19 protein-coding genes are annotated in these 22,021 nt (G+C 36.8%); 3 read left to right on the forward strand and 16 right to left on the reverse strand.

The genetic code is table 11. From position 1 onward, the window contains the following. Window positions 1-66 precede the first annotated feature (66 nt). Both IGI79_RS13225 and IGI79_RS13230 read right to left on the reverse strand, forming a co-directional pair. A complete protein-coding gene (locus IGI79_RS13225; RefSeq protein ID WP_029594010.1) occupies window positions 67-375 on the reverse strand; it encodes a hypothetical protein in 309 nt (102 codons plus the stop codon). An 84-nt stretch (window positions 376-459) separates the two neighbouring features. After that, window positions 460-900 (reverse strand): DUF2798 domain-containing protein, encoded by a 441-nt coding sequence (locus tag IGI79_RS13230; RefSeq protein WP_019723030.1) that lies wholly within the window; start codon window positions 898-900, stop codon window positions 460-462. 220 nt (window positions 901-1,120) lie between these two features. Between IGI79_RS13230 and IGI79_RS13235 the strand changes: the two genes are divergently transcribed. Next, on the forward strand, window positions 1,121-4,609 hold the full coding sequence (locus IGI79_RS13235; protein WP_104775996.1) for a glucosaminidase domain-containing protein: 3,489 nt from the start codon (window positions 1,121-1,123) through the stop codon (window positions 4,607-4,609). Between the two features lie 67 nt (window positions 4,610-4,676). Here IGI79_RS13235 and IGI79_RS13240 read toward each other — a convergent pair whose 3' ends face one another. Beyond that, entirely contained in the window at window positions 4,677-5,837 is a 1,161-nt protein-coding gene (locus IGI79_RS13240) for a glycoside hydrolase family 73 protein (protein ID WP_010734052.1), read from the reverse strand. 330 nt (window positions 5,838-6,167) lie between these two features. After that, window positions 6,168-7,013, reverse strand: a complete 846-nt coding sequence (locus IGI79_RS13245; RefSeq protein WP_065096463.1) for an SDR family oxidoreductase — start codon at window positions 7,011-7,013, stop codon at window positions 6,168-6,170. Between the two features lie 121 nt (window positions 7,014-7,134). Between IGI79_RS13245 and IGI79_RS13250 the strand changes: the two genes are divergently transcribed. After that, complete coding sequence (locus tag IGI79_RS13250; protein ID WP_104775998.1) at window positions 7,135-7,602, forward strand: Rrf2 family transcriptional regulator; 468 nt, start codon at window positions 7,135-7,137, stop codon at window positions 7,600-7,602. A 171-nt stretch (window positions 7,603-7,773) separates the two neighbouring features. Further along, window positions 7,774-9,381 carry an SWIM zinc finger family protein gene (locus IGI79_RS13255; protein ID WP_104775999.1) on the forward strand — a complete coding sequence of 536 codons (1,608 nt, stop codon included), beginning with the start codon at window positions 7,774-7,776 and terminating at the stop codon, window positions 9,379-9,381. Between the two features lie 171 nt (window positions 9,382-9,552). On the opposite strand, the gene IGI79_RS13260 is transcribed toward IGI79_RS13255, so the two are convergent. The 12 genes from IGI79_RS13260 to IGI79_RS13315 form a co-directional block, all read right to left on the reverse strand. Further along, window positions 9,553-9,885 carry a DUF4176 domain-containing protein gene (locus IGI79_RS13260; RefSeq protein WP_019723025.1) on the reverse strand — a complete coding sequence of 111 codons (333 nt, stop codon included), beginning with the start codon at window positions 9,883-9,885 and terminating at the stop codon, window positions 9,553-9,555. Then, window positions 9,878-10,753: a hypothetical protein gene (locus IGI79_RS13265; protein ID WP_104776000.1), complete on the reverse strand. Its 876-nt coding sequence runs from the start codon at window positions 10,751-10,753 to the stop codon at window positions 9,878-9,880. Before IGI79_RS13265 ends, IGI79_RS13260 begins: the two co-directional genes overlap by 8 nt. A 19-nt stretch (window positions 10,754-10,772) precedes the next feature. Next, window positions 10,773-11,654: a hypothetical protein gene (locus IGI79_RS13270; RefSeq protein ID WP_104776001.1), complete on the reverse strand. Its 882-nt coding sequence runs from the start codon at window positions 11,652-11,654 to the stop codon at window positions 10,773-10,775. 88 nt (window positions 11,655-11,742) lie between these two features. Next, window positions 11,743-12,618, reverse strand: coding sequence for a hypothetical protein (locus tag IGI79_RS13275; RefSeq protein ID WP_104776002.1), 876 nt, complete (start codon window positions 12,616-12,618; stop codon window positions 11,743-11,745). A gap of 35 nt (window positions 12,619-12,653) precedes the next feature. Next, entirely contained in the window at window positions 12,654-13,565 is a 912-nt protein-coding gene (locus IGI79_RS13280) for a hypothetical protein (protein WP_104776003.1), read from the reverse strand. A gap of 5 nt (window positions 13,566-13,570) precedes the next feature. Further along, window positions 13,571-15,163 (reverse strand): hypothetical protein, encoded by a 1,593-nt coding sequence (locus tag IGI79_RS13285; protein WP_104776004.1) that lies wholly within the window; start codon window positions 15,161-15,163, stop codon window positions 13,571-13,573. Then, on the reverse strand, window positions 15,154-15,504 hold the full coding sequence (locus tag IGI79_RS13290; protein ID WP_104776005.1) for a hypothetical protein: 351 nt from the start codon (window positions 15,502-15,504) through the stop codon (window positions 15,154-15,156). Before IGI79_RS13290 ends, IGI79_RS13285 begins: the two co-directional genes overlap by 10 nt. A gap of 9 nt (window positions 15,505-15,513) precedes the next feature. Continuing rightward, window positions 15,514-15,768: a hypothetical protein gene (locus IGI79_RS13295; RefSeq protein WP_104776006.1), complete on the reverse strand. Its 255-nt coding sequence runs from the start codon at window positions 15,766-15,768 to the stop codon at window positions 15,514-15,516. Between the two features lie 11 nt (window positions 15,769-15,779). Further along, entirely contained in the window at window positions 15,780-16,181 is a 402-nt protein-coding gene (locus tag IGI79_RS13300; protein WP_104776007.1) for a DUF4176 domain-containing protein, read from the reverse strand. Beyond that, the gene (gene essC / locus IGI79_RS13305; protein ID WP_195273595.1) at window positions 16,178-20,590 is read right to left on the reverse strand and encodes a type VII secretion protein EssC; all 4,413 of its coding nucleotides are present in this window, start codon (window positions 20,588-20,590) and stop codon (window positions 16,178-16,180) included. The genes IGI79_RS13300 and essC overlap by 4 nt, the downstream gene beginning before the upstream one ends. Continuing rightward, entirely contained in the window at window positions 20,577-21,749 is a 1,173-nt protein-coding gene (gene essB / locus IGI79_RS13310) for a type VII secretion protein EssB (RefSeq protein WP_104776009.1), read from the reverse strand. Before essB ends, essC begins: the two co-directional genes overlap by 14 nt. Further along, window positions 21,746-22,021 carry a hypothetical protein gene (locus IGI79_RS13315; RefSeq protein WP_010734040.1) on the reverse strand — a complete coding sequence of 92 codons (276 nt, stop codon included), beginning with the start codon at window positions 22,019-22,021 and terminating at the stop codon, window positions 21,746-21,748. Before IGI79_RS13315 ends, essB begins: the two co-directional genes overlap by 4 nt.

Consider the following 22,021-nt stretch of genomic DNA (forward strand, 5'->3'; position numbering starts at 1 on the left):
TAAATTTCGTGGATGTCGTCTTGTTTCTAAAGAGTGAACACTATTAGTACATTCTCCCTTGATAGACTATTCTTCCGTTAATTGATCAAATAAAGAAAAGCCATCAAACGTTTCTCCATCGTAATAGCGCAATAATTGTTCACTCGTCAGATTTGTGGTAGTTTCTTTTTCCTCTTCTGATTCAAGAAGAAGTTGTTCACGATAGATTCGGTAGGTCTCTGCTAATTGTTGTTGCATTTTTGCCCTTGAATTAGCCTCCGCATTGATCGTCGGAAGCTCCTTGATCAACCCCCGATAAATCAACTGTTCATCTACCCATTCAACAGGTAGTTCGACCATCGTCAAACCTACCTCTTTAAAATATTCTTCGATCATCATCTAAGCCTCGCATTTATGTCTTGCTTGCATTTTAGCTTATCTAACTGAAAGTTGCTAGCGACAACATAGAGACTTCTTTATTTATTTTTGGATCGTCGCCAAAACTGCACGTGAAACTGGACCGACAAATAATAACTGTAATGGCAACGCCATGATCACATTCATTTTCCAAGCTGTAAGATAGGCAGAAAGAAATTGTTCTGGAATTCCTTGTTCAATAACAATACCGAATAATGACATACATGTCACCATACCTAAAACCATGAGACATGAAATCGTAAGGATCATTTGCATTTTATTTTGTTTATTTATAGGTAATTTGAAAGCAATCTTTTTCGCGACTACTCCTACGATAAAAACATCTAAGATAAATGCCACGATAAATCCTGGTATAAGTCCTACGAATAAGTTTGATACATGCAACGCATTATGTAACCATAGATTATAGATACTCATCCCTAAAACCATCAGAAAACACATCATCGTTGTAAAAATAATTCCTTCTTTTTTGTTTGTTGGCACTTCAATCACTCCTTTTCATGAAAAACAGCATAGCATAAATGAAAATTTTTCGTAAGTTTTTATTTTATTTTTTTCATTGAGCTACATTTCTTGACTTAATTTAGAAAATATATTGGAAAATAATTAAATTTACGATAGAATAATATTAGTAAGATCGAAATAAAAATAACATTTTCTTATCAATCAAATAAAGAAAAGATTATAATTAGGAGGATATTTGATGAAAGTAAGGATTTTGCTTGCATCGATAATGTTATTAAACGCATCATTGTCGCCATGTATTGCTTTAGCAGAAACAGTAACAAACAATAATCAGCAAACCGAAACCACCTCAAGTTCAATCACCGAAGAAAAAACAACAAATGTAATATCTCCAACTACCATTTCAACCACAAATGAAGAGATACCCCCACCCAGCACTGACACACCAACTATAATAGGAACTCCCCAATTAATAGGAGAAAGCTATAAGGATGGTGTCAGTAAACCGAAACGAATCAACTTATCAGCGACTGAAACTATGCAACAAACATTTATTGAAGATGAGGAAAACAAAAAAACAACACACAGCTACATTGGTGGAAACATAATCTATGAAATCAATTCCACAGATGTGCAAGTCCCTAACCCCCGAACTACTGATTCATCCACGATCCAGTTAGCTGTCTACACTGGAGATGTCTCACAAACCAAACAAACTTTAGCTTATTATCTTGCACAACAGTTTAAAACTTATCAACTCTCACTCGAGAATCTCACAGATATTCTTTCAATTGATCCAACTTTAGCGATCAATGAAGATAGTTTGTTTGCTTTGATCCAAGAGTATTATCCGCAGGTCACAGAAAAAACCACTATTCGAGAAATAGAAGATTTAACTGATCAATATGGGAGTGTGCAACAACAATCACTAACTGATACATTTAATCAACAATCTAATGAAAAAGTATTCTCTGGAAACATTCTTTTGAGTCGAAAAATCGTATTATCCAATCAGGAAACATTCTTTTTTGTTGAAAGCGATACGCAGTCCGGTTGGATTTTTGCAGAAAATTTAACTTATCATGCTTCTAAAATAATAAACCTTTCTGAAAAAGGAAAATTAACAGGAAATCATGCAAAAATTTATTCCACTTTAGATGACGCATGGCTTGAAAAATCTGCAATGCAAGCTGATCTTGAAACACTTTATGAAATAAATCAACAAATACAAATCAATAACCGTTCATTTTATAAAATATCCCATGACAATGTTGTGGTGGGGTATGTTGATCAGAACGACTTCAACAAATTGGGACAAGGTGATCCAGACACAACTGAAACAGAAAATATTACACCTACTATACCTTCAAATAGTAGTGTCAATGATACAAATCATTCACCTAGCGAAAGAAGAACAGAAACTTCAATTAGTTACTCAACACATGTGCGTGGACATGGTTGGATGCCCACCTCAAAAAATGGTGAGTTGTCTGGCACAGAAGGACAAGGACTACGCATTGAAGCAATACGTGCCAATCTTACTTCTTCCCTTTCTGGTTCGATTGAGTATAGTTCCTATGTTGAAGGAACTGGCTGGCAAGACTGGGTATCAAATGGAGCAATATCAGGAACGGAGGGGCAAGGTCTTCAAATTGAAGGAATTAATATGCGACTCACAGGAGAATTGGCTGAAAATTATAACCTTTATTACCGAGTTCATGTTCAAAAACTTGGTTGGCTACCTTGGGCAAAAAATGGAAATCCTTCTGGAACATCCAGTTTTGGTTTCCGAATCGAAGCCATCGAAATTCAATTAATTAGCCGCTCCCAACAAGGTCCTGAACTTGGAGATTCTTACGTCCAAAGAGCATCTATAAATTATTCCACGCATGTACGCGGGCAAGGTTGGCTTCCTGAATCTTCGAATGGGGAAATTTCTGGAACAGAAGGACAAGGGTTACGTATTGAAGCGTTACGTGTCAATCTCTCTTCTGCCTTTTCTGGATCAATCGAATATACTTCCTATATTGAAAATCATGGTTGGCAAAATTGGGTATCAAATGGAGGGATATCGGGAACAGAAGGACAAGGTCGTCAGATTGAAGGAATCAGGATACGACTGACAGACGAACTTGCAACACATTACAATATTTATTACCGAATCCATGCTCAAAATCTAGGCTGGTTACCTTGGGCAGAAAATGGAAATAGTGCTGGTACATTGGGGTACGGTTATCGTATTGAAGCAATTGAAATACGTCTGCTACCCAAAGAGCAAATTGGGCCACCAACGGGTGAATCTTATGTTGAAAAAACCCCTTCTGTCTTAGCGAACGCTCACGTAGCTTCTAGAGGATGGCTACCAGAACAAACAGCCGAGACACAAGTTGGAACGGTCGGACAAGGACTTAGCTTACAGGCACTTCAATTAAAATTAACGGAAAATAGTTATGAAGGTGGTATCGTTTACCAATCCCACCTGGCACATCGTGGTTGGGAAACTTCATGGATTCAGGAAGGACAAACTTCAGGGACCGTTGGACAAAGCTTAGCATTACAAGCTGTCCGAATTAATTTGACCGGTGATATCAGTCACCACTATGATATTTATTACCGTGTCCACTCCCAACACTTCGGCTGGTTAGACTGGGCAAAAAATGGAGAATCAGCTGGCACACAAGGTTACTCATATCGTGCAGAGAGCTTACAAATAAAACTAGTCGAAAAAGGGCAAGCTCCCCCAGGTCAAACTGCTCGTGCCTTTCGAATTGCGCCACCTAAGGTTTCCTTTGATGGTCATGTGTCTGGTATTGGTTGGGTCAATCGCAATGGTCTAAGTAATTCAATCAATCATGCGAATCAAGGGCGGCAATTTGAAGCAATTCGTGCACAATTAGAACAAAGTGATTACTCTGGTGGAATTAGATATGATTCACATATTTCAACAAGTGGATGGACAAATCCTGTTGAGAATGGAGCAATATCAGGTTCGGTCGGACATAGTCGTGCACTCCAGGCCTTCTCTTTTCAACTAACAGGTGAATTATCTGAAAAATACGATATTTACTATCGTTCATTCGTCCGTTCACGCGGTTGGTTAGGTTGGGCTTCAAATGGTCAAAAAGCAGGCTCAGTTGGAATGAGTCTACCTGTCGAAGCAATTGAAGTCACGATTGTAGAAAATGATCGAAAACCAGCGGGTTACCAAGCAAATCAACTGACCATATTAGGTCAAATTGACACTTCAACACCAGAAGGAAGATTTGTCAATTCTATTACACAAAGTGCAAATCGAGTTGCTCCAGCATATGGATTGTACACTTCTGTCATGCTTGCTCAAGCAATTCTAGAGACCGGCTATGGCACTAGCTTCTTGGCACGCAATGCGAACAATTTCTTTGGAATGAAGTTCAAAGATGGGGAAGATGAAGGGAAATATGATTACGTTTGGCATGTATCCAATGAAGTTGTCAACGGGATCACGATACCTGTCAATTCTAAATTCCGCGTCTATCAAAGTACCGATGAATCTTTCATCGACAATGCTGTGAAACTGAAATATGGCGTACCTTGGGACCCTGTTCGCTATCGTGGAACTTGGAAAGTTAATACACGTTCTTATCGAGATGCGACCCAAGCCTTAACTGGAACATATGCAACTGATCCAAATTATGGAACAAAATTAAACAACATCATTGAACGTTGGCGTTTGGATCAGTTTGATTGATCTGATCTTTTATAAAAAATATCTACCTGACATTATTTGAAAATGCCAAGTAGATATTTTTTATTTATTAATTCGCGTAAAAGCCGATTCCTTCATATCTCCAACCTAATGGTGTCAAAGAATCTCTTTCTACTGAACTTAATGTGTAATGATGTGTTCCGATAGTTTCATTTGGGTTAAATAGTCGATAAATTGGTTTAGAACCTCCAGAATAAAAACTTAGCCCTTCATATCTCCAGCCTAGTGGTGTAAGGAAGTTGATTTCTGACTGAGCCATTGTATAATGATGATCCCCATTATTTGGATTATACAGACGATACACCGGTTGACCACTATTTGGTGCTTGCCATGCAATTCCTTCGTATTTCCAACCAACTGTTGATAAATAGTTTTTCTCTCCCGCATTTAATGTGTACAAATGTTGCCCTGTACTTTTATTATATAAGCGATACATCGGTGAAGAACTAGAGTTTGGCGTATCATATTGTGTCAAATTATAGGTTTCAATAATACTATTCAATGTTGAACCATAGTTTGGTGCTGTCGCGTAACGCCCTGTTAACCATGCTGTGGCATCTTTATACGAAGAGGTATTACTTTTCCAAGCACCTGAGTAATAATACACACCCGATTGGAACGAAGTTGTTTTAAGAACAGTTACATTATCCTGTAAAGATTCTGCGTACGAAGGATATTTACGAAAAGCGGCATTTACAGTGATCCATTGCCCATTTACAAACTCAGAAGTTGGCATTGTTACGGATTGCCCATTATAACTTCCCTTTATTCCAAATAAATTGTAGTTAGGTGCCGAAGCTAGCGTACTTTTCCCCCAGCCACTTTCAACAATCGCTTGAGCGATCATAACTGAAGCATATAAGTCATTCGCGCTTGCTAAGGTCTGTGCACTTGCAGCAATGCTATCAATGAACGCTTGTTGCGCATTTGAAGAAGCACGTGCTGAAAATGCTGCTATGCCAGGATTTTCAAATTGTGATAAATCCGCTTGATGTGTGTGTGTTAGTTCTTCCCCATTTGTCAGAGGATTCGTAATAGATTCAGTTTGTTCCACATTTTCCGTAGGCTGTTCTGTCACATCGTCTGCTTGTGTCGAAACGGTGGTTTCAACAGAATTATTTGTCCCTACTTCTTCTGCAAGTACAGTAAGGTTGGTAGTCACAAGACTACTCAGAACAATTGCACTAAATAATAAATTTTTTGCTTTCATTACTTCTCCTTTATTCTTAAAAATAAAATAATTTAATGTGTTGCATATGATAACAGAAATATACACTCTCTTTAAACATCATACACTTTTTAATTATACATAGATTTCAACATTTTTCAGTATATAAATTCTTAAGATTTAGAGGAGTCTTTATGCCATTTTGTAACTTTCTATTTTTGAAGTCGATGATTATTGGCTCAAATCAAAAAATAAAAAACTCTTAGAGGCTTGCCGGCATAGCTTAGAAATACATCTGCTATTTCCAAACCCGTACGCGTGCTCTAAGAGTAACATTCCTATTAAATTTGGTAGAAAAAACTAGTCCTTAATTTAGATACCTAACTCCCTTAATCCATCTTCTATCGAAGTCAATTCGCGTCCTAATACTTTTTCAAAATCATCAGAAGTTACATCTAACTGATTATTGCGAATATCATTTTGGATTGCGGTCGTCATTTCTGCACCACCTTGAGAAAATCCCGACGCTGTTAGTTTGTCTGTAAATTCATCCGGAGCCAATGAAAGGATGTCTAAAGATTTCCCACTTACTTTAGCCACTTGTTCTGCCAAGGCTTGATAGGTGATTGGTTTTCCAGATAATTCTAAGACCTCAGGATAATCCATTCCTGCTAACACTTTTGCAGCTACTTCTGCATACTCTCTCTTTAGCGCCCAACCGGTTTTCCCTTCGCCAGCTGCATAAACAAACTGACCAGTTTTCAATGCTACTCCAATCAATGGCATCTCATTTTCTAAGTACCAGTTATTTCGTAAAAAGGTATGTTTAATACCCGATTCTTTGATGATTTTTTCTGTAAATTGATGGTCTGGAGCCAGGATACTAGTTGAATGATCTGCATCCGCAAAACTAGTATAGGCAATAAAAGAAACCCCTGTTTCTTTTGCTGCTTCTACAACATGTTGATGTTCAGCTTGTCGATTTCCCGGTACACCTGATACAAATAATAGACGATCGATGCCTTGTAGCGCCTGTACCATCGTCTCGCGATCAGCATAATCGCCGATGCGAACTTGAAGACCTGCTTCAATTAATTTCTGTGCCTTTTCTTCATTACGAGCAAGGACATAGATTTCCTCCAATGGAACCAGTTTCTTTAATTCTTCTAAAGCGTAGTGTCCAAATCCTCCAGTTGCTCCTGTTACTAAATAAGTCATATTCCCACTCCCTATTGATTAATTATTTTTGTTCATATAGCTGTACATTTTTAAAATACACAATTATCATAAAGAGTATGCTAAGATAAGTCAAGAAATCAAGTTGAAAGGATGGATTTTAATGAAATATTCTCTACAATTAAGCGATGCGATCCACATCTTAGCTTATATCCACATATTTCAAGGAACTGATTTACTTTCAAGCGACATGATTGCAAGTAGCATTGAAACGAATCCAACAAATGTTCGAAAAATCATGAGTCAATTAAAAAAAGCAGATCTTATCCATACAACAAGCGGGAAACCAACACCCAGACTTGCGAAAGCTCCCGAAAATATCAATTTATTGGAAATTTATCGAAGTATTGAAGGCAACACAAATTTGATCCAAGTAGATCCAAAAACAAATCCGAATTGCGTGGTAGGCGCTAATATCCAAGAAGTCTTGGCTGCAACTTATTCTCGATTACAAAAAAAAGTGGAAGAAGAAATGGCAGTAATCACTTTAGATGGACTCATTAAACAGATTGCATTATCAGAAAAAGAGAAACGTCCAGAAAACCAGCCGCTCGTGGAAAAATTTCTTTAGTTTGATGTAAATCAGAGTCACTTTTAGTTATCTAAAAATTAAAATAACAGTTTTATATTATTATTACTTTTATAATAGATTAAATAATCTTCGTACTGGAAAAAAATTGCTGTTTTCTTTTGATTTATTCGGTAAAATTAAACTATGAAGATAACTAAAGGAGGAAATTTTATGAAAGATTGGAAAAACGATTTTTGGGAATCTGATTTAGATCATGGCTATGAAATGTTTATTGAAAAACGCGTTCATGGATGTTTGTTTACACAAGAAAAAATCATCGCAAAAGTCACAGAAGAAAACAAGAAGGAGTATGACATACTTATCCAATTAACAGATGACAACCAATTCTATGGTCTGTCTTGCAGTTGCTCCCACGAAGACACAGGTCATTGTCCTCATGTCGTGGCTACCTTGTTCAAATATGAACAAGAAAAAGAGCAGAGAAAAGCAAACGAACTGGTCAAGTTGATTTCTTATGCAAATGAACAAGATATTCAAGACTTTCTATTAATTATTTTAAAAGAGAACCAAGAACTAGCTCAACGATTCCAAGAACATACTGCAATCAAAAATATGGACGATTACGATAAAATGATTGTTATTTTAGAAAAACATACCCATTATTCTGGAAGCAATATTCATGATCGTACACTTCAAAACATCAATAAAGAACTGTCTGAATTTTTAAACAGTCTTATTGATACATCCATCGCAAAAAAGCAGATCCTTCATGCATTCGAATTAATGAACAGAATAGTTGAACACTTTGACTTAGCAAAGGTACATAATGTAGAAAATGATATCAGCCTTATCATGCATCAATGTTACTCTCTATGGAAAAAATTACTTAGACATGCGTCTGAGCAAGAAAAACAACGAATATATTCTAAACTTTCAGCTAAAATAAATAACGCAAGCCAGTCTAGTTTTTATATCCAACAAATTTTACATGAAGAATTCCCCGAACAGTTCTCTGATCAGGATCAGCAAAAACTTGATCAAACATCTGAAAATAACGGACACTTAAACTATAAAAACAAAAGACTGCTATCCATTCGCCAAATGGAAAATTTGAATTATACAGACAATCAAATTCATCAACGTGCACGCGAAAGCTGGCAATCTCCAACTATACGTTCACAATATATTGACTATCTGATGCAAAAGAAAGCATATGAAGAAGCAATCACTGTTTTGAATGAAAGTATTGTATTAGATCAACACTCTTCTGATATGGTCACGTTGCATCGTTATGCATTAAAAAATCTTTATCATAAACTAGGGGAAAAAGAGCTGTATGCGGAACAAGTCTTGCATCTTCTATTAGAGGGAGAGACCGTCGATATGAATTTGATCCATCAATTGAAAAAAACATATTCGATTGATCAGTGGGAAGAGGTACGTGAAAACTTATTTGAAAAATTAAAATATCGTACAGACGTTGGATTGTTTTATTCAAAAGAAAGACGTTATGATTTATTGTTGGATTATGTCCTCAAGTCACCAGGACTGGAAGAAGCAAGTCGCTATTTTTCTTTCTTGAGAAAGCAATTTCCAGAAGCACTTCTTCAAAAATATGAATACGAATTACGGCGGATGGCTGCTGAGACGACTACACGTTTACGGTATCATAAAATGGCTTTGTTGATCGCCGAAATGGCCACCCTTCCAAGTAGCACCATCTCTGTTCAATTACTGATCAAAGAACTAAAAGAAAAATACCCACGCAGAAAAGCGATGCTAGAAGAATTGAGAAAATTAGAAAAAACGTATAAATAATGTAGCAATAGCGACCCTATTCACAGTCCGTACTTCAAAAAGCCGAATCAACAAGCAACGCCGTTGATTCGGCTTTTTTGAATAGACGATTACAAATTTGTCTGTTTCCTATATTTTCCTAAAATAGAAAAAGCATTTCAAACACTTTTAAATAACATGGTATCTCATCTGTCAATCAAATCCAATCGGAATTGATTGGGGTGGTTTACTGGTTGCTTGCTTCACGTCAGTCTCCCACTTGCTATAGATCTCTAAAAATCTCACTTCTTCTTCATCACTATATCCTTCAAAAACAACTTTATCGATATTTTTATGATCAAAAAAAATCGTGGTCTCAGGATTTAATCCTGAGGGATAAAGTACTGCCATATAGTCTGCAAACGTATCTTTTTTCGACTGTTGATCTGTATATACAGCACCTCTTCCAACGATGACTAATTTTTGTAACCCTTCCTCAAGCAACACGACACTTCCTAATGGTAATAACTTTTTCCCCTCATTCATTATATATTTCCTCCTTGTCAGTTCTTTTGATATGTTTGTTAAAATATTTCTCTCCATACCATTCTAATTGTGTTTGCCCTTCTAAATTACGGTATTCTTCTGAATATTTGTGTTTATAATAACCATGCAATAGATAAGGGAAGAATAGATAGGCCTGTGCAATAATAAAGCCTATATCAAGTGCTAACCACATCGCTAAAATTTCTATAAAGCCCGTCATATCGGTACGTGGCGCATCTCCACTAGGAAAAATAAAATTCCAAATAACCCCGATAATAACGACTATTGAGCTATACTTCACCACTAAATTTATTGATTTTTCTATCCATTCATCCACCTTTTCTTTTTTATTTGTATCGTAAAGCAAATTTTCCAACGACGCTTTCTTACTTCTAACTACTATATATCCTACTAATAAAATTATTGAGAAAAATATTCCCATTCCTATAGCTGTTAGAGGCTTTAGAAATGCTGTGATGAAAAGAAGGTTAGTTTCAATTACTAGCCAAACAAAAATGTTTACTGCATTAATGTAGCCCCAGAAAAATTTAGTGGCTCGATAACGTTTAATCAATGTATAGACCCATATAACTAAATACATTACCAAAAGTATCCAAAACAAAGATAATGGTAAAAAGTTTATATCAGCTTGTGGAACCAAACTATTCTTATCGTGATTCGTAATAATGTTTTTTGTAAATAAAACTATGCCATATAGCATGCCTATCAAAGCTAGCGCTAATATTTTCAATAAAATAGGTCTTTCTTTTAAATCCCACCTTTCAACATCATTTTTCATATAATTGATTAGCTTGTCATTTTTCAAATTTAAACTTTCTTCAAAAGATGCCTTGAATAAATTTTTCATAATTGTCCCCAATTAAAGTTTATTTTCTCTGTACGAATAATTTAATCTCTCTATGCGATACTTCTTCCATAGCGGTTCCCTTGATATGTTTCATAAAATATTTCTCACCGTACCATTCTAGCTGACTCTTGCCTTCCCTATTGCGGTATTCTTCTGAGTATTTGTGTTTATAATAACCGTGTAATAGATACGGGAAGAATAGATAGGCTTCTCCGAAAATCATAACGATATTCATAGCTATCCATAAACCTAAAGTACTGATAAATCCAACAAAATCTATTCGGACCTCATCACTATCCGGAAATACGATCTTCCATACCATGACGACAATGACAACTATCCAGCCATATTTTATTGCTTTCTCTACTAACATTTCCAACATATCTTTCTTTCTACCTGTTCCATACAAAACATACTCAATTGAACGCTTCTTATTTATAAAAATGACACAACTAACTAGTAATACTAATCCTAGTAACACTGTCAATCCTATTAGAGTCAATGGTTTAAGAAAAAATGTAATACACAATAAGTTTGCACTTAACAACATTATTATCAATAGATTATTCGCATTTAGAAGAAAAACAACTTGACTAATTTCCTTATAAACAAATCTTTTGATGAAAACGATACATAGTAACCATAAAAATAAAAACATAGCCACTAACCAAGATGGGAAGAAGTTGATTTCAGCTCTTCCCACTGGACTATTAGGATCTTGATGATAAAACAGTCTAGATATAAGATAAATAATGCTAAATATTACTATTGAAAAAAAAGTATTTAATATTGGTCTACTCCGAAGTGATTTAGGATCTCCTTTCTCAATCATATATATTATTAATTGGTCATCCAACAACTTAATACTTTGTTCAAATGATGCATTGAACAGATTTTTCATACTCTCTATCACCAAAAACTAATCTTTGGAATTTTCACCGAAGATAGTGCCTTTCCAATTATTATATATATTTTCACTACTTCCCATGCTATTTCTCTTCCCTGTCGGTTCCTTTGATATGTTTGTTAAAATATTTCTCTCCATACCATTCTAATTGTGTTTTCCCTTCCAAACGACGATACTCTTCTGAGAATTTATTTTTATAATAACCATGTAATAGGTATGGAAAGAACATGTATACTTCTGCAGCTATGATTACAATATTCATCACCTGCCACATGAATACGATGCTAGTAAATCCAATAATATCGTTACGAACTTCTCCAGTATCTGGAAATATAAATTTCCAAATCCCCACGACAACAATCAACCCCCCACCACATTTTAAAACCAAATACATTAATTTTTCTATTTTCGAGTCAAAGCTGTTCATTTCTGAAGTCTGGTTAAATAAAAGACGTTTTAGTTTATTGAATTTACTGATCACCAATACATATCCAACTGAAATAACACATAGATACAGAAATAGAGTGCCAAAAAATGTTAGTGGCTTGAAAAAAATTGTTAAAAAATAGAGGTTCATTAGTATAACCAGCAGTATGATGTAGTTATTCAAATTATTTAACTTAATAAATAATTTGTTACTAAATCTACTTTTCGTTTGAAAAAAAATAAAAAAGCATAAATAGATAATATTCAATATCCAAAATAAGGTTAGAGGCAAGAAATTAATGCTCGGAACTGGAAGAAAACTACTAGGATTTGGATATAAAATGGAGTTTCTTGAGAGAATAGCTATACCGTAAGAAAAAAGAACTAGCATTAGAAATAGAATCAATGGTAAAATTTTTCTTTCTCCGTTATATAGCGAACGTTTAGATGTATCTTTTATCATATAATCAACTAATGGATCATCTAATAAATTTAAACTTTGTTCAAACGTCGCATTGAATAATTTTTTCATATTCTTCACCAATTAGAGTTAATCTCTTCTAATTTTTAAATATCTACTCCTTGTGTTTTTGTTGTTTCTTCTCTATCAGTTCCTTTGATGTGCTTATTAAAATGCTTCTCTCCGTACCATTCTAGCTGACTCTTCCTTTCCCAATTGCGGTATTGTTCTGTGTATTTTTTCTTATAATACCCCTGTAATAGATAGGGAAAATATAGATAGGCTTCTGCAAAAATTATTGCAATATCCATAGCTATCCACATACCTAACATACCTATGAATCCAACAAAATCTGTTCGTACTTCATCACTATTTGGAAATACGAATTTCCATATCATGACGATAATCACAACCATCCAGCCATATTTTATTGCTAATTTCATTACGTTATCTACCAGTATATCTACCCTGTCTTTTTTTCTCTCAACTTCATATAACACATATTCAATCGTACGTTTTTTACTCCTAAACACGACATAGCCTACTAGCCCGATTGAGCCTAGCACGAACAACATACCTAAAATGGTAAGAGGTTTAAAAAATACAGTTATGAATAAAAGATTCATCTCTATCACTAACCAAATGATATATAAGTTTAAGTTGAATTGACCTCTTATTCTTGTAAGGTAATACTCCCCTTTATCCCTAAAAATGAAAACTAAAATTAACCAGATACAAAATAATAAATAAAACGACCACATTGGTAAAAAATTGATCTCTGGTGTAGGAACTGTACTAGTTCCTAGTTCTCCTTTACTAATTTTCGTGGATATTACTGCGATCAAATAATTGATTCCGATTAAAAAGACAAGTAATAGTACTCCTATCACTCTAGCAACTACCTTTTTACCGCCTGTTGGATCCGGCAATTGATTGACATCTTTATTCATAAAAGTAACAAATGTATCATCACATAAATTTAAACTTTCCTCGAATGTTGCATTGAATAGCTGCTTCATTATTTTTATCCATTAACGCTAACCCCTAATAGTTTTACTGAAGATAGCACCTTTCCTATAGATTTTCCCACTATCTGAATATTGCTGAACACACGTTTTACTGTGCTTATATTTTGTGTCACTGACTTCCCCATCTTTTTTGTGACATCACTTATAGCTTCAGACGCCTTATCGTGCAAACTATAAGCTCCATCTTTTGCACTATCATAGATATCTGGTTTAACAAATTGCACTAGCTTGTTTATTCCACCTATAGCTCCACCAATTAGTGCACCTCCTACAGCTCCCGAAACTGTTCCCAAAAACGGAATAGGAATTGCGGTACCAATAGCCCCTCCTATTGCACTACCAATCGTCATCCCCTCTAACGGTCCAATACTCTTCACCATCTCTATTCCACCACCTATTATTCCTTTGCCAATACTTCCTGTTTTTCCATATTCATTCACAGCATTGGCGGCGAAAGTGATGCCTAATTGCGCATAGGTAGCTACTTGGCCTGCCGTTCCTAATCCTTTGGCAACACCCCAATTTTTAGCTCCTTGCACAAATTGAGATTTCTTCAAGGCTTCGCTGACATAGGTTTTTACGGGAGAGGTAAATTTAGTGAAATTTTGAAAGGCTTTGCCTATCGTATCGATTTTAGGAATCCATTTCCCTTGGGCAACGGCTTTACCGAACATTTCGTATTTTGCAAGACCGCTAAATAATTTATTTTTCATACCTGATGGTAGATGATTAGCAAGCATCAAAAATTCATCGTTGGATGCCAACTTATTTACCAATGCATCAGGATAATTGCTGAGCAACATTTCAAGTCGTCTGATTGTGTCGGTTTTCCCATCTTTCAGGGGTTGGACCAATTTTTCGATCTCCGCATACATTTCTAAGTAGGCATTGTTTGAAGATTCTTCCAACAAAGCTTGTCCGTTTGGTTTGTACTTCTCAAACCAACTACCATCCACTCCTTTCGGCAATACATAACTACCGTCTGCCTTGACGATTGTTTGGTTCAAGACTAATACGCTTTGCATGGCGAGTTTCAATTCCAGCAGACTGTTATTGAACAGTCCACTGGTTTGGGAGTTAAAGGCATGAAGTTTTTGTTGTTTGCGTTGCAAGTTGTAGATATCTTCTTGCAGGCTGTCCGCCATTCGCATCAAGTTTCGATGAAAATCACTTAGCATTTCTGTAATGCCGGGTAATATGCTTGTATTGGCGATCTGCCTAATCGTCTGCGCGTGGTTATCGATCGATTGTTTAGCGAATGTTTTGGCACGAATCTGTCCGCTTAAATTCTCTTCGTCCAAGTATCCTTCACTAGCAACGATTGGATGCGCGGCGGAGTAAAGATTCAGATCTGACTGAATTCCTTGTACCGCATTGTTTACCCGATTAACTGTGGGAATGATTAATTCAGAAAACAGTCCTTTACCGGCTTGATAAGCTGCTCCGGAGAGTGTTTTTCCGTCAACTGCTTGAACAATTTGTTGGCTACCTGTTCGTAATTGGTCGATCGTTGTACGAGCAAGTGATAAATTAGTGGTCATATTACTTATTAAGTTCGAAGACTCACTGGCTGAATAGATTAATCCCATCGTTTATTCCTTTCTTTCTGAAGGGCTGTACGTTCTTCTTCAAGCTTGAGTACACCGTTTAAGTATTCTTGGTCTAGTTGGTGCTGTTGTTCTTCTACTAGCCGCGTGAAGTAAGCTGATTTCCCTTCGTTTTCATTTTTTTCCCAACGAGCTGCTTGACTTCCTTGGGAGACTGATTCTTCTGTGAATCGTTGGATTTCTCGAAAGCTTTTTCGCATATCCATCTCTAAATGATGCATACATTGTTTTAACTGCTGTTTTTCTTTGCTCAGATGCTCCAATCGTTGTTCATTGTTGCTGATTTTACGATCATATTCAGCGATCAACTCTTCCTTTTCCATACTGACTCCTTAGTTGAATCTTGTTTGACTGTCTCTGACTGCGATTGCTTGAGCAAGCTGGGGGAATTTGTTTGCCTGTTCATTGACACAAGTAACTAGATTTGAAATATCGGTGAGTAGGTTGTTACTGACCTCTACTCCTGTTTTCATACTGCTGATCGTGCTCTTGCTTAAAGAACTTGTTTTACTACTACTAACAGATACATTTTTTATTCCTGATATGGCTGCTGTTGCAGTGGATTCCTGAGAAGTGATTTTCGACATCTTTTTTCTCCTTATCTGAATTGATAGAATGGGTCTTCTTTTAATCTCTCTTCTTCATTGCTTTTTATAGTTTCTACAATCGGTACAGGTTGCTCCTCTTGCACGAGTAGTGGTCTGGCTGGCGCATCCCTAAGTTGCCTCAACAAATCGTCTAAAAATTCTTCATCGTCTTGGTTTTGAAAGCCTTCGAACAACACTTCTGTGATTTGATCGGCATGGATAGAAAAGACTTCTTGGCTTGGTACATCGCCAAATGGATGGGGGGCTACACGATATCTTGATATCACGTTTTCTTCTTCATTTTTGGCGATGGCGCGAGCAACGACGAAATAGAGCAGTTGATCATCTTCTGTCCCTACTAGTCTTAAGATACTGCCTAGTGGCAAAAACGGTGTGATCATTTCTTCTCTCATGCTTCCTCCTCCGTTGGAAATACCAAGGCTTCCAATTGATCATCCTTCAAACTGTGTAGGACGTTTTTAGCGACTATTGCGTTTTTTTCTTGATAAGAAAGATTTTCAATAAATAGTTGATTTTGTAAGCTACCACCAAATAAAATATGATCGATGTTTTCTTTTACGAACATAGTGATTCCGCCAAAGGTATTACCCACTTTCGTCATATGATCGAGAAAAACAAACTGTAAATGCTCGTTTCCTCCACTTAGCAGAGCGGTAACTTCCTCAGGGTTCAATGTTAATTTATCGACCAAGTCTGCGATACCATTGATAATGATGATTCTCTTGCCAGTTTCATTTGTTAAGAGAGCTTCTAAAGCCCCTTTTAGGGCTGTTGCTTTTTCACTAAGACATGAACGGTCCAAATATAGTGAAACTTTCGGCTTTGCTGGTTCGAGTGTTCCATTTGCATCGATCAACACCACTTCTTCTTGTCTTTCTTGACAAATTTGTTGAAGCAGCCAAGGCATCATCGCACGAAGTTGCTTATTGGATTTGAAAAAGATCCCTAATCTTATGCGCTGGAACAAGTCGAACGATTCTACTAATGAAGTACCTTTGTTCAATCCTAAATACAGTTTGTTTTCGTCATCTTGTACAAAATAAGAAGCGAAACTTTTCTGTGTTAGATTTTCTGGCACCATTGGAATTTTCTCAGGACGTTCGCCTGTCCAAGCTTGATTGATTTCTATTATTTCTTCTTCCAGATTTTGAAGTAACTCAGCATCATTTTTCCCATTCGTTGGAAGATAAAACTGAATGGTAGTTGGCGTAGAGAGTAAGACTTGTCCGCGACCATTGATTGCTTCAGGTGACAAAGCATTTCTGCCCATGATCATATTTATTTCATTTTCATCGTTTAAATATAGCGTTATCTTAGTGGCAATATTGCTCATCATGTTAGTCCGAATACTTCCTACACGATTCGCGGTCATCACAAGAAAGATACCCAAACTGGCACCATCTCTTAGTAGTTGAAGAAGCACTTCGTCGATTCTATCTTTGCGCTTATCTTCCAAGCTCAGGCCATCATAACTATCAAGAATGATTCCTAAGATCGGTAATTTTTCTCTTGTTCTTGTTTCGTATTGCGTTAGATTCGCGACACCAGCTTGCTTGAACAAATTTTTGCGTGCTGCCAATAATTTTTCGATGCGATCAAGCATTTTTTGCAGTTTTTCATCTTCTTCCAAAGTCGCTATATCCGCAATATGGGGTAATTCCTTGAGTACTAATAAACCATTATTCCCAAAATCAATTAAATGAAACTGAATCGTTGCAGGGGTGTTTTGACGGGCAAGGTTCATTACAAGAGTTTGTAACACTGTCGACTTCCCATAGCCTGGACTAGCTACGATCAATGTGTGACTCGCTTCTTCGAGATTGAAGGTATAATTCATTTGTTTTTGTTCAGAAGGAATATCTAAACAACCAAATGGGATAGCTAGATTACGAACTTCTGACTGTTTTATTTTTGGCGCCATAATCTGCTTATCTAAGTTCGGTAGCCATGGCTTATCCGGCAATTTGTAGGCAGAATCGGCAAAGATTGTCTTGATCTTATCAATCACTGCTTCTAATTGTGTCGGCAAATCTCGTGTATCTTTTCCTTGAATGATTTCGATATCTGGATCATAGAGTAATTCTAACTGGCCCAATTCGTTGATTTTGAATACCCGTTCATCAATCACTTCTTCGATCAATTGTTCTGGATCATATGGAACCCCCGCATAGCCACTTTGAAATAATTCATATACCTCATTTTCGCCAACTTTCAAATAGCCTCGTCCAGGATTCGTGATTTGTGCGGCATCTGGCGTTTTGAGTAACTCATTCGAGTCTTGGACACTCGCCATTTTCAAGGCAATTTTACTCGTACTATTGGCTTCGATCTGATCATTGACTACCCCAGAAGGTTTTTGGGTGGCTAAAATCAAATGAACACCTAATGAACGTCCGATTCGTGCAACAGAAGTGAGCTCATCTAAGAATTCTGGAACATTGGCTTTAAGCTCCGCAAATTCATCCGAAACTAAAATCAAATGGGGCAAAGGTTTTTGTGGATAAACAACGTCTGGTTTTGGGGTATTTCTTTGTTTATACAAGGTCATGTAGCCGTTGATATTATTTACACCATATTTGGCAAACTCTCTTTGACGTTTCGCTAGCTCTGCTTTGATGCTTGCTAAGGCTCGCGCAGTTCCAGCACCATCCAAATTAGTGATTGCGCCCATAAAATGGGGCAAATGATCTAAGGTATTGGCTATTCCGCCACCTTTCCAGTCAATAATCAACATGCCGATATCTTCTGGCGAAAAATTGATTGCTAAGCCGATCAAATAAGTCGTTAAAAATTCAGATTTCCCTGAACCAGTTGTACCACCGACTAAGGCGTGTGGTCCATGGACTCGTTCATGTAGATCCCAGTAAACTAAATCTTTTTTTCCACGCCAACCAATTAATGAACGAATCGATTTATTAGGTTCCGCAGTAGCCCAGCGATTTGAAATCGCTAGTTCTTCAACTGTCTTGACCTCATATTGATCCAATAGACTCAAGCTGTCAGGTACGGCATTTTTCTCTACTTCCACATGATGAAGATTCGCCAAACGCCGAATGGCTTTTTCGATTGGATAGGTTGTCGGCAAATGATTGGGAATAAAACGCTGGTTCACATATTCATTGTCCTGATTGATCAACGTTGCTGCTTCATTGCTTTGATATTCAATTAAAGTAGTCGTTGTTTCTGGCAACATATTCAACGTTTCTTTTCCCCAAATGACCGTGATTCCATAGTCTCCTAAGTTTTCGGCTAAAAACTCGTTCAATCCATGACCTGCCAACCAACTTTCATCCAAAATCGAAAAAACATACTGTGGCTGAAAGTGTACCTTTTCATTTCCCGCTTCACGGACTTGTTGTTTTCTTTTTGCCACTATTTGATAAAAAGAATTCAAAATCATGTCTCGACTTTGGGGGGTATGCACCATTCCTCTTAGATTTAAAGAACGGATTTTGTTATGAGGTAACCAACGCCATTCTCGCCAATGTTGTTCGTACTCTTCCGACGGGATCAGTGTAATGAATTCGACGTCTCGATAAGAATGCAACACACATAACTGAAATAATAGGAGTTGTAATGCTGTTCGTAATATACTAGGTGTTCCTGCTAAGCCAACCGTCTGTTCCAAAAGTGAAACGATGATCGGGGCATCTCCAAGTTGTTTGTAGGGACTATTAAGATGCTCAAACGCTTCATTACTCAGTTCATCCTCTTCTACCGGCTGAAAGTTTGTTTGAAAACTAGCATTGATTTCGCCGATTCCTAAGCGGACAGTCAAAAAATCTTCGTTCACTGTCATACGTTCATAAATCCTCGCATGATAATCTTTAGCCATCAATGCTAATTCATCCAGTGAAGGATTCATATATTCTAATGCTGTTTTTTGTGTTTGCTGTAAGACATTAAGCTCTGACTTTTTTTTGATCATATACTGACGGAAATGCTCTTCTCTCATATGATTTTTTCTGTTGATTTCTTTTTTGTTTGTAAAATAACTCGACACAGAAAAACCTGTTGTAAGTAAACTAGCACCTCCCATACTGATCAACATAACTGGATTGCCCCCGCTCAAAAAGCTTGTCGCACCGCTTAAAACAACCATACCTAACGGTGGAACGATAGTTTTCAACCACTCATTCTTTCCTTCATTAGATTTCTGCTTAGGCGCTTGGATCTCTATTTTTTCTTTTGGCTCTTTTAAATGGATTCTTGGACTACGCCTAAATGCTGGAAAATTTTCTGGATACTCGGGAATGTAGGGTTCTTCGAGCAACTGCCAGGGGTCCAACTGTAGCTGATTTTTTAAATCTGAGATCTTTAATTGTTTCTCACGCATCTCAATCATGAGATAATCAATGATCAATTGATCGCCTACAGAAAATGGAAAGACACCTTTTTCTACACGTTGGTGATTGTAATAAATCTTGGCCTTACTAGGATAGATTTTTATTTGATAGTCATCAGTACTATTACGATGAATAAAAATCAACGCATCCGAATCAATACGGATCGCCGAGTCTTGTGTATTTGATAGATAGACGCTTTCCCTTGGCTTATTGACGATTACCGTTTTCAAATTTTCATGATGAACGAGGAGAAACTTTTCATCCTTGACTAATTCTCCTCCACAAAAAAGCTGTCCGTCTTCACAGGAAAGTGTTCGATCGTCCAGTATTACTTGATTGTTTTTTTCTGTTATTTGTTTATGAATAAACGTCGAACCAAAGTAAAAAAGATCATAAAGAACTGAAACGGAATGTTGGATTTGATCAGTTATTGAAATTGGCTTAGTTTGCTTCATTACTATCCGTCTCGCTTTCTAAGATTTCTAAGTACTTATTGATTTCTTCCTCATAACTTGTTAATAACTCTTGCTTCTTCTGTCCACTCATCTTGTTGTTTGCTCGCGTCGCGTCGTATAGTTTGGTGTAGGCATGTAAAATGTATTGATGATCGCCGAGGTTTTGTGCGATATCTAATGATCGTTCAAAATCCCCCCGTCCAATATAGATCCAGTAAAGCAAAGTATTCTCATTTGATTTTTGGGAAATGTTATTTAAGATAGCTGTCTTTTGCTCATTCGACAAATTATCCAGCTGTACCGCGCTGACTGCAGCGACATATTGGGCACCAGAAGGGAGATCTTCGGGTTTATCATCTTTTAATGTGGTCAAAACACCAGCATAATTATTAGCAATATATTGCGTTTCAGCAGAACTGATCCGTTCTTGTGCGGGAAGTTTATCAAACGCATAGATACCTGTTGTAAGCGCTAAACTTATTGTTGAAATACTTAATAAAAGCGTGCCCCACTTAAACATAAAGTAGCTTCTTTTGTTCACCATTTGAATTTCTGATGCACGTTTCGTTTTCTGCTGTACGACTTGTTCGCCAATCATGCGGTCGATTTCTGCGACACTGTTTGCTCTTTGGATTCGTTTAGAAAACTCGTCCTTCAATGTGCCATTTCCTTCAATCAGTTGCTCATAATCGAACTTAGGATGTAAAATTGTCAGGATCAAGGCACGATATTGCTTCAAAAATTCTTCTTCGGTTATTTCATAAGGAATAATTGAATGCGCAAAACCTCTATGTGCTACGATGATTTCTTCTCCAAATAGAAATAGATTGGCTGGATGGATGAACGGCTGGATCGGGCTACTCAAAAACTCGGATAAGAAATTGATTTTTTGTGCAAGTAATAATCGTTGAAAAAGTTCTGTTCGTTTAAGGTACTCTTGCAAAGAATAGGTTTGTTTACTTTTCTGGTATTGAATGACGAGTTTTTCCTCTGAAGATTCTACGATCTGTCCAGAGAGCAAGTGTTTTTTCTGTGTTAAGAATAGTTGATACTGTTCTAAACGATCGAGTTGGTATTGCTTAGCATTCAGTGTCACTTTGACAGCATCAGTTGTTGTCTCAATCATGATCGTTTCAGAAATATCTTTTATGTGGGTCACGTTCGTTCCTCCGATTTTTGTTGAGATTCATGGATCAGTAAATGATCGCCTTCACTTAATGGATAGTCTGCCACATATGCCTCTTCCTTTAAGCGGATCGGTTTATTCAATACCACTAAGTCGAACACCTCTGGCAAGGACGAACCATTTTGTATGAAAGATTCCTTTAGTAATTCTTTTAATCGTGTAATCGTTACTTGGGTCGGGATCTGTAAGTCAATGATTTCTTCTTTGACTTGTAAACTTATCCCAATTGCTTGATTTCTATCCAA

Origin of the sequence: Enterococcus sp. AZ084 (assembly GCF_051714905.1) — a bacterium.
Taxonomy (GTDB): Bacteria; Bacillota; Bacilli; order Lactobacillales; family Enterococcaceae; genus Enterococcus_B; species Enterococcus_B pernyi.

Coding starts and splice junctions, on each gene's coding strand:
- IGI79_RS13225 (WP_029594010.1), bottom strand. CDS start 375: ATGATCGAAGAATATTTTAAAGAGGTAGGTTTGACGATGGTCGAACTA.
- IGI79_RS13235 (WP_104775996.1), top strand. CDS start 1,121: ATGAAAGTAAGGATTTTGCTTGCATCGATAATGTTATTAAACGCATCA.
- IGI79_RS13240 (WP_010734052.1), bottom strand. CDS start 5,837: ATGAAAGCAAAAAATTTATTATTTAGTGCAATTGTTCTGAGTAGTCTT.
- IGI79_RS13245 (WP_065096463.1), bottom strand. CDS start 7,013: ATGACTTATTTAGTAACAGGAGCAACTGGAGGATTTGGACACTACGCT.
- IGI79_RS13250 (WP_104775998.1), top strand. CDS start 7,135: ATGAAATATTCTCTACAATTAAGCGATGCGATCCACATCTTAGCTTAT.
- IGI79_RS13255 (WP_104775999.1), top strand. CDS start 7,774: ATGAAAGATTGGAAAAACGATTTTTGGGAATCTGATTTAGATCATGGC.
- IGI79_RS13260 (WP_019723025.1), bottom strand. CDS start 9,885: ATGAATGAGGGGAAAAAGTTATTACCATTAGGAAGTGTCGTGTTGCTT.
- IGI79_RS13265 (WP_104776000.1), bottom strand. CDS start 10,753: ATGAAAAATTTATTCAAGGCATCTTTTGAAGAAAGTTTAAATTTGAAA.
- IGI79_RS13270 (WP_104776001.1), bottom strand. CDS start 11,654: ATGAAAAATCTGTTCAATGCATCATTTGAACAAAGTATTAAGTTGTTG.
- IGI79_RS13275 (WP_104776002.1), bottom strand. CDS start 12,618: ATGAAAAAATTATTCAATGCGACGTTTGAACAAAGTTTAAATTTATTA.
- IGI79_RS13280 (WP_104776003.1), bottom strand. CDS start 13,565: ATGAAGCAGCTATTCAATGCAACATTCGAGGAAAGTTTAAATTTATGT.
- IGI79_RS13285 (WP_104776004.1), bottom strand. CDS start 15,163: ATGGGATTAATCTATTCAGCCAGTGAGTCTTCGAACTTAATAAGTAAT.
- IGI79_RS13290 (WP_104776005.1), bottom strand. CDS start 15,504: ATGGAAAAGGAAGAGTTGATCGCTGAATATGATCGTAAAATCAGCAAC.
- IGI79_RS13295 (WP_104776006.1), bottom strand. CDS start 15,768: ATGTCGAAAATCACTTCTCAGGAATCCACTGCAACAGCAGCCATATCA.
- IGI79_RS13300 (WP_104776007.1), bottom strand. CDS start 16,181: ATGAGAGAAGAAATGATCACACCGTTTTTGCCACTAGGCAGTATCTTA.
- essC (WP_195273595.1), bottom strand. CDS start 20,590: ATGAAGCAAACTAAGCCAATTTCAATAACTGATCAAATCCAACATTCC.